General features: G+C 63.8%; 12 protein-coding genes. 3 read left to right on the top strand and 9 right to left on the bottom strand.

The genetic code is table 11. The features are described 5' to 3' along the window. Window positions 1-18 precede the first annotated feature (18 nt). On the top strand, window positions 19-858 hold the full coding sequence (locus ACJ8J1_RS13235) for a helix-turn-helix transcriptional regulator (RefSeq protein WP_033642377.1): 840 nt from the start codon (window positions 19-21) through the stop codon (window positions 856-858). Here the strand turns inward: ACJ8J1_RS13235 and ACJ8J1_RS13230 are convergent. The 4 genes from ACJ8J1_RS13230 to prpB form a co-directional block, all read right to left on the bottom strand. Then, on the bottom strand, window positions 855-1,484 hold the full coding sequence (locus tag ACJ8J1_RS13230) for a LysE family translocator (protein WP_033642376.1): 630 nt from the start codon (window positions 1,482-1,484) through the stop codon (window positions 855-857). The two genes, ACJ8J1_RS13235 and ACJ8J1_RS13230, sit on opposite strands and share 4 nt — an antisense overlap. Before the next feature lie 79 nt (window positions 1,485-1,563). Further along, window positions 1,564-3,015, bottom strand: a complete 1,452-nt coding sequence (locus ACJ8J1_RS13225) for a bifunctional 2-methylcitrate dehydratase/aconitate hydratase (RefSeq protein ID WP_033644225.1) — start codon at window positions 3,013-3,015, stop codon at window positions 1,564-1,566. A 50-nt stretch (window positions 3,016-3,065) separates the two neighbouring features. After that, window positions 3,066-4,229 carry a bifunctional 2-methylcitrate synthase/citrate synthase gene (gene prpC / locus ACJ8J1_RS13220; protein WP_015377141.1) on the bottom strand — a complete coding sequence of 388 codons (1,164 nt, stop codon included), beginning with the start codon at window positions 4,227-4,229 and terminating at the stop codon, window positions 3,066-3,068. A 33-nt stretch (window positions 4,230-4,262) separates the two neighbouring features. Beyond that, on the bottom strand, window positions 4,263-5,153 hold the full coding sequence (gene prpB / locus ACJ8J1_RS13215; RefSeq protein WP_033642375.1) for a methylisocitrate lyase: 891 nt from the start codon (window positions 5,151-5,153) through the stop codon (window positions 4,263-4,265). A gap of 244 nt (window positions 5,154-5,397) precedes the next feature. Here prpB and prpR point away from each other — a divergent pair, with 244 nt between their 5' ends. Then, the gene (gene prpR / locus ACJ8J1_RS13210; RefSeq protein WP_033642374.1) at window positions 5,398-6,999 is read left to right on the top strand and encodes a propionate catabolism operon regulatory protein PrpR; all 1,602 of its coding nucleotides are present in this window, start codon (window positions 5,398-5,400) and stop codon (window positions 6,997-6,999) included. Window positions 7,000-7,002: 3 nt separating this feature from the next. Here the strand turns inward: prpR and ACJ8J1_RS13205 are convergent, their stop codons facing one another. Then, a complete protein-coding gene (locus tag ACJ8J1_RS13205; protein ID WP_033642373.1) occupies window positions 7,003-7,911 on the bottom strand; it encodes a DMT family transporter in 909 nt (302 codons plus the stop codon). Window positions 7,912-8,047: 136 nt separating this feature from the next. Between ACJ8J1_RS13205 and ACJ8J1_RS13200 the strand changes: the two genes are divergently transcribed. After that, the gene (locus ACJ8J1_RS13200; protein WP_033642372.1) at window positions 8,048-8,482 is read left to right on the top strand and encodes an Lrp/AsnC family transcriptional regulator; all 435 of its coding nucleotides are present in this window, start codon (window positions 8,048-8,050) and stop codon (window positions 8,480-8,482) included. Here the strand turns inward: ACJ8J1_RS13200 and dinG are convergent, their stop codons facing one another. From dinG to ACJ8J1_RS13180, 4 genes are all read right to left on the bottom strand, one after another. Further along, window positions 8,483-10,681, bottom strand: a complete 2,199-nt coding sequence (gene dinG, locus ACJ8J1_RS13195) for an ATP-dependent DNA helicase DinG (protein WP_033642371.1) — start codon at window positions 10,679-10,681, stop codon at window positions 8,483-8,485. Window positions 10,682-10,747: 66 nt separating this feature from the next. Continuing rightward, window positions 10,748-11,140, bottom strand: coding sequence for a tautomerase family protein (locus ACJ8J1_RS13190; protein ID WP_016928540.1), 393 nt, complete (start codon window positions 11,138-11,140; stop codon window positions 10,748-10,750). Then, window positions 11,130-11,462, bottom strand: coding sequence for a carboxymuconolactone decarboxylase family protein (locus ACJ8J1_RS13185; protein ID WP_033640942.1), 333 nt, complete (start codon window positions 11,460-11,462; stop codon window positions 11,130-11,132). The genes ACJ8J1_RS13190 and ACJ8J1_RS13185 overlap by 11 nt, the downstream gene beginning before the upstream one ends. A 124-nt stretch (window positions 11,463-11,586) precedes the next feature. Continuing rightward, window positions 11,587-12,243, bottom strand: coding sequence for a glutathione S-transferase family protein (locus ACJ8J1_RS13180; RefSeq protein WP_033642370.1), 657 nt, complete (start codon window positions 12,241-12,243; stop codon window positions 11,587-11,589). Window positions 12,244-12,361: the final 118 nt, after the last annotated feature.

Raw genomic sequence — 12,361 nt, 5'->3', positions numbered from 1 at the left:
AGCAACAGGACGGCCGATATGTCCCCACGCACCCTCGAACGCACCCGCCACGAACTGGGGGATTTTCTGCGGCAAAAGCGAGAACAGCTGTCGCCAGAGGCGGTCGGCTTGCCGAGCGGCAGCCGCCGCCGCACGCCGGGATTGCGGCGCGAGGAGGTGGCGGCGCTGGCCGGCGTCGGCCTCACCTGGTACACCTGGCTGGAGCAAGGCAGGGAAATCAATGCGTCGGTGACGTTTTTGGAAAATCTGGCGCGGGTACTGCAGCTCGACGCCGCCGGCCGCTACCACCTGTTCTTATTGGCGCATCAGCGCCCGCCGGTGCCGGTTGGGCATCAGTGGTGCCAGGTTTCGCCGTTGGTGCGGCGTCTGCTGGACGATTTGGCGCTGCGGCCGGCCTACGTCATGAACCTGAGTTGGGACATCATCGCCTGGAATCCGGCGGCACAGCGGCTGTTCGCCATCGGCGATCGCCCGGCGCAAGAGCGCAACATGTTGTGGATGCTGTTTGCCGATCCGCAGCTCAATGAGCGCCTGCTGGAGTGGCAGGCGCAGGCGCCGCAAATCCTGGCCAGCTTCCGCCGCGACTATGCCCGCGCGCCGGAGGATGAGGTGATGCGCCAACGGGTGCAGGCGCTGGAGCGGGTGTCGCCGCCGTTCCGCCGGCTCTGGCGGCAGCATGACATTCACGGACGCTGTCAGGGGCGGCGCAGCTTCGTCGTCCCGGAGATCGGCCCGGTCACCTTTGACCATGCCTCTTTCATCGTCGACGAAGAGAACCATCTGCGGCTGGTGATGTACAGCGCGCTGCCGGACGAACCGGCCAGCACGGCGTTTGAAGCGCTGCTGCGCGAGGATTAACGACGGCTGTCGAAAATGAGTTTGCAGGCCAGCCCGGCGAACACGCCGCTCAGCAGGTAGTTCGGCCAGCGGGCGCTGAAACGGCGGCCGACGAAACGGCTTTTCATGCCGCTAACCGCCAGGATCACCCCGCCGTTAATCAGCAAGCCGACCAGATTCAGCACCGTCGCCAGCGCCAGCATCTGCACCACCACCGAGCCGGCGCGCGGATCGATAAACTGCGGGAACAGCGCCAACACGAACAGCGCCATCTTCGGGTTGAGGATGTTGGTCAGCAGCCCCTGTCGGAAAATGCGCGCCGTCGGCACCGCCTGCAACCCGGCGGAAGCCTGCAGACTGCTGCCGGATCGCAACGTTTTCCACGCCAGATAGAGCAGATAAGCTGCGCCCAACATTCTCACCGCGTCGTAAGCCAGCGGCACCGCGACGAACAGTTGCGACAACCCCAGCGCCGCCGCCAGCGCATGGCAGTAAGTGCCGAGTTGAATGCCCGCCAGCGAAGCGAAACCGGCCCGCGGCCCCTGGCTGACGCTGCGCGAAGCGATCAGCAGCATATCCGGGCCGGGGGTCAGCGCCAGCGCCACGCAGGCACCGGAAAACAACAACAGCGTTGTAGCATCAATCATGAATCACCTGATAAGAAGACGGACGGGGATGGAGCGTCCATCATAGCGACGCCGACGTGGCTTGTCAGCGCCGCTCGCGTCAGATCACCCACAAATCGAGATACTCGTTGACCGGCATCTGCGCCAGCCGCTGCCGGTCCAGCGACACCTCAAGAATGCGCTGCTGCTGCAGGGCCGGGAACTGGCGCGCCAGGTTGGTTTTGAACTTCTCGATCAGCAGCGGGATGCCCTCTTCGCGCCGCCGCGCATGGCCGATAGGATACTCCACGGCCACCTCATCCAGACGGCTGCCGTCGGCGAACTCCACCGTCAGCGCATTGGCGATCGAGCGTTTTTCCGGATCGTGATAATCGCGCGTGAAGGCGGGATCTTCATGGCAATGTATCTTGCTACGCAATGCGTCGATGCGCGGATCTTCGGCCACCCGGTCCTCGTAATCCGCCGCCGTCAGCCGGCCGAACAGCAGCGGGATCGCCACCATATACTGAATGCAGTGATCGCGATCCGCCGGGTTATCCAGCGGCCCCTGCTTGTCGATAATGCGCAGGCAGGCCTCGTGAGTGCGGATGCTCACTGCGGCGATGTCGGCGGCGGTTTTGCCGGCGGCCTGCATCTGACGATGCAGCGTCATGGCCGCCTCCACGGCGGTCTGGGCATGGAACTCCGCCGGGAACGAAATTTTAAACAGCACGTTCTCCATCACATACGCGCCGTACGGCCGCTGGAAGCGGAAAGGTTTGCCGTTGAACGAGACGTCGTAGAATCCCCAGGTCGGTGCCGTGAGCGCCGAGGGATAGCCCATCTCACCGGTGGCGGCCATCAGCGCCAGCCGCACCGCGCGGGCGGTCGCATCCCCCGCCGCCCAGGATTTGCGGGTGCCGGCGTTCGGCGCGTGGCGGTAGGTGCGCAGCGACTGCCCGTCCACCCACGCCAGCGACACCGCGTTCAGGATCGCCTCGCGGCTCAGGCCGAGCAGCTGCGCCACCACCGCGGTGGACGCCACCTTCACCAGCAGCACGTGATCCAACCCTACCCGATTGAAGGCGTTTTCCAGCGCCAGGCAGCCCTGGATCTCATGCGCCTTGATCATGGCGATCAGCACCTGCCGCATGGTCAGCGGCGCTTTGCCCGCCGCCACCGCCTGGCGAGAGAGCCAATCGGCCACCGCCAGGATCCCGCCCAGGTTGTCCGACGGGTGGCCCCACTCCGCCGCCAGCCAGGTGTCGTTAAAGTCGAGCCAGCGGATCATGGCGCCGATATTGAACGCCGCCTGCACCGGATCCAGCTGGAAACGGGTGCCGGGCACCCGGCTGCCGTTCAGCACCTCGGCGCCCGGCACCACCGGCCCCATCAGTTTCTTGCAGGCCGGGTAGCTCAGCGCCTCCAGCCCGCAGCCGAGGGTATCGAGCAGGCAATAATGGGCGGTGCGGTACGCCGCCGGGGTATCGACGGCCTCTTTCATCACATAATCGACGATATCGACCATTTCGCGATCGAATGGCGGACGGCGGGTATTGGCAGACTCAAGCATCATGATTCCCAAAGGCTCCAGAGTGAAAACGACACGATAACGACCGGCGCTCAGCGCTGATCCAGCGGTACGAAGGCTCGCGCTTCCGGCCCGGTATAGTTGGCGGACGGGCGAATGATTTTGTTGTCCTGCCGTTGCTCGATGATGTGCGCCGACCAGCCGCTGACGCGCGCCATGACGAACAGCGGCGTGAACATTTCGGTGGGCACCCCCAGCTGGTGGTAAGACACCGCCGAGAACCAGTCGAGGTTGGGGAACATGTTTTTGGTGTCGCGCATTACGCTTTCCAGCCGGTCGGCGATGTCATACAGCTTCATCGCACCCGCTTCCTGCGACAGGCGCAGCGCGATCTCTTTGATCACCTGATGGCGCGGATCGGAGACGGTATACACCGGGTGCCCGAAGCCGATCACCACCTCTTTGTTGTCGATGCGGCGGCGAATGTCGGCTTCCGCTTCGTCCGGCGTTTCATAGCGTTGCTGGATCTCCAGCGACACCTCGTTGGCGCCGCCGTGCTTCGGCCCGCGCAGCGCGCCAATGGCGCCGACGATCGCCGAATAGACATCGGATCCGGTGCCGGCGATCACCCGGCCGGCGAAGGTCGAGGCGTTGAACTCATGCTCGGCGTACAGGATCAATGACGCGTGCATCGCCTGCTCCCAGCTGGCGGAAGGTGCTGCGCCGTGCAGCAGGTGCAGGAAGTGGCCGCCGATGGAATCGTCGTCGGTCTCCGGCTGAATGCGCTCGCCGTTGTGGCTGTAGTGATACCAGTAGAGCAGCATCGATCCCAACGACGCCAGCAGGCGGTCGGCGATGTCGCGCGCGCCGGCCGCGCCGTGCTGCTCTTTTTCCGGCAGCGTGCAGCCGAGGGCCGAAACGCCGGTGCGCATCACGTCCATCGGGTGAGATGCCGCCGGCAGCGCCTCCAGCACCGTGCGTACGCTGGCGGGCAGGCCGCGCAGCGCTTTGAGCCGCTGCTTGTAGGCATGAAGTTCGTCGCGGTTGGGCAACTTGCCGTGGATCAGCAGATGGGCGACCTCTTCAAACTCGCAGTGGCGCGCGAGGTCGAGAATGTCGTAACCGCGGTAGTGCAGATCGTTGCCGCTGCGCCCTACGGAACACAGCGCGGTATTCCCGGCGGGCACGCCGGATAACGCCACGGATTTTTTCGGCTTAACGCCAGTCGGGCTTTGCGGGGGGATCGCTTGGCTCATACTGTCCTCATTTGGCTTCTGCGTGAATGGCGCTTATTCGTCGCGTTGGCGAGCGAACAGAGCGTCGAGTTTCTCTTCGAACAAATAGTAGTTGATGCTTTCATACAGCTCGTTGCGGGTCTGCATGGTGTCGATGACGTTTTTCTGCGTGCCCTCCTCGCGCAGGGCGCGGTACACCCGCTCCGCCGCCCGATTCATCGCTCGGAAGGCCGACAGCGGATACAGCGCCATATCCACCTGGGCGCTGCGCAGCTCCTCGGTAGTGAACAGCGGCGTCGCGCCGAATTCGGTGATGTTGGCGAGGATCGGCACCTGCGTCGCTTCGGCGAAGCGGCGGTACATGCCCAGCTCGGTAATCGCTTCCGGGAACAGCATGTCGGCCCCGGCCGCCACGTAAGCCTGAGCGCGCTCGATGGCCGCCTCCAGCCCCTCCACCGCCAGCGCATCGGTGCGCGCCATGATCACGAAGTCCGGATCGCTGCGCGCATCTACCGCCGCCTTGATGCGATCCACCATCTCTTCGGTGGAGACGATGGCCTTATTGGGCCGATGGCCGCAGCGCTTGGCGCCGACCTGATCTTCGATATGCAGCGCCGCCGCCCCGGCCTTGCTCACCGAGCGCACCGTGCGGGCGACGTTGAACGCCGATGCGCCGAAACCGCTGTCGACATCCACCAGCAGCGGCAGCGGGCAGACATCGGTGATGCGGCGAATATCAGTCAACACATCGTCCAGCGTCGAAATACCCAGGTCCGGCAGCCCCAGCGAACCGGCCGCCACGCCGCCGCCGGAAAGATAGATGGCCTGGAACCCCGCCCGCTGGGCCAGCAGGGCATGGTTGGCGTTGATCGCGCCGGCGATTTGCAAGGGTTTTTCTTTACTCAGGGCCTGACGAAAGGCGAGCCCAGGTGAGCGCAGCGTCATGACGTTCTCTCCAATTAGCTAGATGGAACAGATAGAGCAAGAGGCGGGCCAGGTTGCACTTTGGCGAGGAAAAAATTAAAAGCGATAAAAATAAGTGAGTTATAAAATTCGCATCGCCATTGGGCAGACCAAGCGATAAAAAACGTTTCAGTTAACGTTTCAATCGCGGTTTCAGTCGGCATATTTGAAACATGACTGAAACAAGGCTACACCTAATGCAGCCACTTTCATTCGGTAACTCATCATGAGCGATCACATCACGCCGTCCCGCACGCCGGACAAACCGGTGATCTGGACCGTCTCCATCACCCGCCTGTTCGATCTGTTCCGGGATATCAGCCTCGAGTTCGACCACCTGGCGACCATCACCCCGATCCATCTCGGCTTCGAGGAGGCGGTGCAGCATATCCGCGCTCGCCTGGCTAGCGAGCCTTGCGACGCCATCATCGCCGCCGGCTCCAACGGCGCTTACCTGAAAAGCCGCCTGTCGGTGCCGGTCATTTTGGTCAAGCCCGGCGGCTTCGATCTGCTGCAGGCGCTGAGCAAGGCGCGCAGAACCGCCGATCGGATCGGCGTCATCACCTACAAAACGCCCCTGCCCGCGCTGCTGGAGTTCCAACAAACCTTCGATCTGCCGCTGGAGCAGCGCAGTTACGTCACCGAAGAGGACGCGCGCGGCCAGATCGCCGAGCTGAAAGCCGCCGGCATTCAGGCGGTGGTCGGCGCCGGCCTCATCAGCGATCTGGCGGAAGAGGCCGGGCTCACCGCCATTTTTCTCTATTCCGCCGCCACCCTGCGCGCCGCCTTCAGCGACGCGCTGGACGTGACGCGCCTGATGCTGGGCGGCGGCAAACGCGGCGGCGATTACGCCGCACGCGATACCCTGCAGCCGCGCTATGGGCTGAGCGATTTACAGGGCGACTCCCCGCAGATGGAGCAGACCCGGCGCACCATCATGCTGTACGCCCGCTCGCCGGCGGCGGTGTTGATTGAAGGCGAAACCGGCACTGGCAAAGAGCTGGCGGCGCAGGCGATCCACCGCGAATACTTTTCCCGGCGCGGCGCGCCGTCCAGGGGCGCGACGCCGCCGTTCGTCGCCATCAACTGCGGCGCCATCGCCGAATCGCTGCTGGAGGCGGAGCTGTTCGGCTATGAGGAAGGCGCCTTCACCGGTTCACGGCGCGGCGGCCGACGCGGGCTGCTGGAAACCGCCAACGGCGGCACCCTGTTTCTGGATGAGATCGGCGAAATGCCGCTGCACCTGCAAACCCGGCTGCTGCGGGCGCTGGAAGAAAAAACCATCACTCGGGTCGGTGGGCAACAGCCGGTAAAGGTCGACTTTCGCGTCATCAGCGCCACCCACACCCGCCTGGAGCAGGCGATTCAACAGGGCGATTTTCGCGCCGATCTGTTTTACCGCCTGAGCGCCCTGCGGCTGCAACTGCCGCCACTGCGGGCGCGCGGCGACGATATCGCAATGCTGGCGGAACACTTTCTGAAACAGTCGCTGGCGGCGCTCGACGTGCCGCTGACGGAGCCGCTGCGCGCCACCCTGGCCGGGTGTTACGCCGCGCTGGGTCATTACGCCTGGCCCGGCAACCTGCGCGAGCTGCGCAACATGATGGAGCGGGTGGCGCTGATGCTGAGCACCGGCGTCGCACCGAGCGGCGAGACCCTGCAGTGGCTGCTGCCGGAGCTGGCGGCGGTCTCGCCGCCCGAGACGCAGGCGGCGCCCGTCTCCGCCCGCGAAGCCCTGGCGCGGTGTGGAGGCGACCACGCCGCCGCCGCCCGGTTGCTCGGGATCAGCCGCACCACTTTATGGCGCTGGCTGAAAAAACCGAACTGAGCATCAGCCGGCGCGCCGGCCGTCCGAGGCCGGCAGCAGTCGCGCTCGCCGCTCGCCCAACAGGTTCATGCCCGCCGCCGCCAGCAGGATGATCGCCGTCCCCAGCAGTTGCCATGCCGACAGCCGGTGGCCAAACGCCAGGCGATCCACCAGCATGGCGGCGATCGGGTAGATGAACGACAGCGAGCCGATCAGGTGGGTCGGCAGCTTCTGCAACGCGCCGTACATCAGCACGTACATCAGGCCGGTATGCAACACGCCGAGCGTCGCCAGCATCCCCCACTGCCCCACGCTGGCCGACGCATGAAAATCCACCAACGGCAGCAGCATCACCGCCCCCACCGTTACCTGGATCAGCGCAATAAGATGGGGCGGCGTGCCCTTCAGCCGCTTGGCCGCCAGCGCCATCAGGGCGTAGAAAAACGCCGCGCCGAGCGCCAGCGCGATGCCCGCCAGATAATGGCTCTGCTCCCCCGCCTGCCGCGGCTGAGCCAGCACCACCAGCATCATGCCGCCGAACGCCAGCCCCAACCACAGCAACTTGCGGGCGGTCAGCCGTTCCCCCAGAAACAGCGCCCCCAGCCCCACCAGCATAAACGGCTGGGTGTTGTACACCGCGGTGGCGATGGAGATAGAGGCATAGGAATAGGCGGCGAACAGCAGCAGCCAGTTGATCACCAGCGCGACGCCGCCGGCGATCGCCAGCAGCAGCGTGGCGCGCGTCAGCGCATCGCGGCGCAGCTGGCCCAGCGCGCCGCACACCGCCAGCAGCACCAGCGCCCCCACCGCGCAGCGCCAAAACACCACGTTGACCACCGGCTGGCCGGACATCAGCACAAACCAGCCGATGGAGCCGGAAATCAGCATCGCCGCCGCCATCTCCAGCGAGCCGCGTTTTATCTCTGCATTCATTCTGCGTTCCTCAAAGCTTGCCCAGAGACATAGCTTGCGGCTTCGCAGGGCGGCTTTCCATAGCATAAAAAAGGCAGATATGCTTAACTGCCTTTTTCTCGCAGCTACAATAAAGAAAATACCTAACGGAGGCGTTATGGATGATATCGATCGCCAAATCCTGACCATTCTGGCGGAAGATGCGCGCGCATCGTTGAAGACGCTGAGCGCGCAGGTGGGCCTGTCGTCGCCGAGCACGTCGGAAAGACTGCGGCGGCTGGAGGAAAGCGGCGTGATCAAGGGCTATACCCTGAACGTCAATCTGCAGGCGGTGGGTTACGCCTTTCAGTCGCTGGTGCGCATCAAGCCGCTGCCGGGCATGCTGAAGAAGGTCGAACAGCTGATTCAGACGATCCCGGAAGTGGTCGAATGCGATAAGGTGACCGGCGAAGACTGCTTTATCGTGCGGCTGGTGGCGCACTCGATGGAACAGCTCGACCACACCCTCGATCGGCTGGCCGAACACGCGCAGAGCAACACCTCGATCGTGAAAACCACGCCGGTCAAGCGCCGCCTGCCGCCGCTGCTCTGATTAACGCCGCCGTTTGCGGGCGAACGGGTTGCCGCGCTTCTTCTCTTTTTTAGCCGCGTCGGCGGCGGATTTCAGCGCCGCCAGATGCGCCTTGTCGGCCTCCGGCACCGCGCGCTGCTCAATCGGGAACACCGGCAACGACGCCAACAGCCGCGAACCGTAATTTTTGGTCAGCAACCGGCGATCGTAGATCACGATCTCGCCGTAACATTGGTTGCTGCGGATCAGGCGGCCGACCTGCTGGATCAGGTTGAACGAGGCGCTCGGCAGGCTCTGCACTTCGAACGGATAACGCTTCAGCGATTTCAGCCACTCGCCTTCGGTGATGATCACCGGGCTGTCGATCGGCGGGAACGCGATTTTGTGAATATGCACCTGGGTCAGCAGTTCGCCTTTCAGATCCAGCCCTTCGGCGAACGATTGCAGCCCCACCAGCACGCTGGCGACGCCCTTCTCCACCCGCTTGCGGTGCTCTTCCACCAGCCGGTAGCGCGGCTGGTCGCCCTGCACCAGCAGCATCAGCCGCAGATCGGTCACGTAGCTGAGGAAAGTCTGCATCGCCCGGTGGCTGCTGAACAGGATCAGCATGCCTTTGTGCTTGCCGCTCGCCTGCTCGGCGCGGAAAAACCGCGCCATTTCCTCAAGGTGCTCCGCCTCATTGGCGAGCGCCGGTTCATAGCGCATCTGCGGAATGACAATCTTGCCCTGTTCGACGTGATTGAACGGCGATGAGAGCGTTTCGAAGCGATCGCCGGCCTTCTCGCTCAACCCGCTCATCTCTTGCAAACGCGCGAAGCTGTTCAGTGAACGCAGCGTGGCCGAGGTGACCACCACGTGCGGCACCTTGCGCCACAGCAGCTTTTCCAGCTGATCGCTGACGCGAATGCCGACGCAGTGCAAATACAGATGGGTGACGTTATCGCGCAGTTCGCGCGTGACCCATTTGGAGATCGGCGCGTTGGACGACTTGTCGAGCGCCGCCAGCCGCCACAGCTTGCTCATCGCCTCCAGATAGCCCAGCGTGCGGCTCATCTGAATGATCGAGCGGTGCAGACGCATGATGTCGTGCTTGCCGGTCTGTTCGGTAAGATCGTTAAGCACGAACTCCGCCAGCCCGCGCAGCGCATCGGTCAGTTTGAACAGCCGCGCGCAGCTCTCCACCATCTCCGCGGGCAGCTCGCCCATTTCAAAACGGTGCTCGGCCGCCACGCTGTCGCCGGGCAGATAGGCGCTGACCTGATGCTCGAAGATCTGCACCAGCTCGCGCAGCTCCTCGCAATGGTTTTTCAGCCGTTCGCTGTTGGCCAGCCCCGGCGGATTCTTCGGCCGGTACTGCGTCATGCACTGTTCGACCTGGCGCACGATCATGTCCAACTGCAGGTTGGTCGACAGCGCGGTGATTTCCCCGTCGATCTCCAGCGCGTCGCGCGCCACCTCCGGCAAATGGTGGCCTTCGTCCAGCACCAGCAGCAGCTCTTTCGGGTTCGGCAGCACCGATTCCGTCTCCAGCGCCGCCATCACCAGCGCGTGGTTGGCCACCACCACGTCGGCGCTCTCGATCTCTTTGCGAGCGATATAGAACGGGCATTCGCGAATGTAGTGACAGTTGCGCCCCAGACAGTTGGCCTTGTCGGTGCTCAGCTTGGCCCACAGCGGATCGTCGATGCTCTGCTGATAGTGATCGCGCAGCCCGTCCCACTCAAAGCGGGCCAGCGCCTTGGTCAGTTTCTGACACAGCGCCTGCTCTTCACCGCTGGACGGCGCCAGCTCGTCGTCGAGAAACAGCGTCAGATCGCCCTGTTGGCTAACGTCGGTGCTCATCGCCGCCAGATTGCGCGGGCAGACGTAACGCCCGCGGCCAAAGGCGCCGGTAAATTTCAGATCGGGAATAATCTTCTTCAGCAGCGGCAAATCCTTGCTGTAGATCTGATCCTGCAGCGCCACGTTGGCGGTGCTGACCACCAGCGGTTTGCTCTCCGCCCGCCCGACGGCGATGCCCGGTATCAGGTAAGACAGCGTTTTGCCGACGCCGGTCGGCGCCTCGATCGCCAGATGGCGCGGGTAGTCGCCGGCCAGCGTCTTCGCCACCTCGGCGATCATCTGACGCTGGGGCGCGCGGGAAATGAAATCCGGTATTTGCTGCTGCAGGGCTTTGTACCACTGGCCAATCTGATCTTTAACTGCGGAGGAGAGCGCCATTCAACTCTTATCTAAACGAAATGATGGCACTATTGTCCCACAGACCGCCGGCGGCGTCAGCCCGAGTTACGCCTGCGGATCGATCATCGAGGCGCGACCGCCGCCGAACGACCACTCGTCCAACTGGGTGGTGGCGATCACCACCATCACATCCTCGGGGTTCAGCCGCAGCTTTTCCGCCAGCAGCGCCGCCAGCCGTCGGTAGAAACGCCGCTTGGTGTCGCTGTCGCGCGGCCGCCCGGCGGTGATGTAAAACAGCACGAAATCCGCGCTGCGCGGCCCGCCGAGATAGTCGCGATCGTAGATAAGCTCGCCGGGGCGGTATTGATCGATCACCTGAAACCTGTCCGTCGGCGGCACCTCGAAGGCCTCCACCAGCGCCTGATGCAGGCTGTCGGACAAGGTTTGCAGATAGTCGGCGGACTTGCCCTGATGCAGGGCGATGCGGCTAAACGGCATGGGGCGCCTCCGGTTCCAGCTCGCGCAGGCGCGCCACGGCCGACGCCGCCGCGGGCCAGCCGGCGTAAAACGCCAGGTGGGTGATGAGCTCAGCCAGCTGCTGATGCGCCACGCCGTTGCGCTGAGCCAGTTGCAGGTGAAACGGCAGCTGTTCCACGCGGTTAAGCGCCACCAGCGCGGCGACGGTGATCAGGCTGCGTTCGCGCGGGCTCAGCGCCGGCCGCTGCCAGACATCGTCAAACAAGACGCTGTCGCTGAGCTGCGCCAGCTTGGGGGCGATATCGCCGAACGCCTGTTGCCCGGCCTGGGATTTTGATGGCATCACACTCTCCTGTCAGTTGCGGATAGCCTTACGCTACCCGCCAGCGAGGCGAGTGAAAATCGGGATTTTCGGCAGTCTCGGTTCAGAAAAACGGGAGGGTTCCCCGCCGGGCGGCGGGGCGATGTCACGGTTCCAGCGGGGCAACGCCGTCGAAATGGGCGCTCAGCAGCACATTCAGCTCCGGCCGCTGTTCCACCCGTTCGGCAATGGCGTACAGTCGCGGGCAGTGTTGCCGGAACCACGCGCGGCCCGGCCGCCAGTTGCACATCACCGCCACGTACAGATCCAGCGCGCTGAAGCTCTTGCCGAGAAACCACGGGCCAGACGCTCCTGCGGCGGCGTTCAACTGCCGCAATAAACGCTCGCGATAATCCATCACTGCGTTTTTCAGCTGTTCCGCCCCTTCCGTTTTCGGCTGCCAGCGCTGCGGATGGTCGGCATAGGTGAAAGTGGGATAAATCTCCGCGTTGATGAACAACAGCCAGCGCAAAAAGCGCGGCAACAGCGGCGAGCCGCCGGGCGGCGCCAATTCGGCGTGCGGCGCGCGATCGTGCAGCAGCAGGATAATCGCCGCGCTCTCCGTCATCACTTCGTCATCAGGCAGCACCAGAGTGGGGACCTGACCGAGCGGGTTCAACGCCAACAGGCGATCCCGCTCCGGGCCCTCCTGGGTGTAATCCACTTCCTCGTAGCCCCAGGGGAACGCGGTCAGCACCAACGCGGCGGCCACGATGGTCGAGCCACACCCCTGCGTACCGAACAATGTATAAGTATCGTGCATGATTCCTCCGGAAACCGATCAGGCTATCGGTAACTGTAGACCAGCCGCCGACCGTCGGTTGCAGAAAAAATTCACCCTTTGCGCGACTTTTTTAATCGTTCGACATGAAAATGAATTT

Origin of the sequence: Serratia sp. CY37869 (assembly GCF_052168895.1) — a bacterium.
Classification (GTDB): domain Bacteria; phylum Pseudomonadota; class Gammaproteobacteria; order Enterobacterales; family Enterobacteriaceae; genus Serratia; species Serratia ureilytica.
Note: the sequence above shows the minus strand (reverse complement) of the source record. Positions and strands in the feature narration are given on the sequence as shown.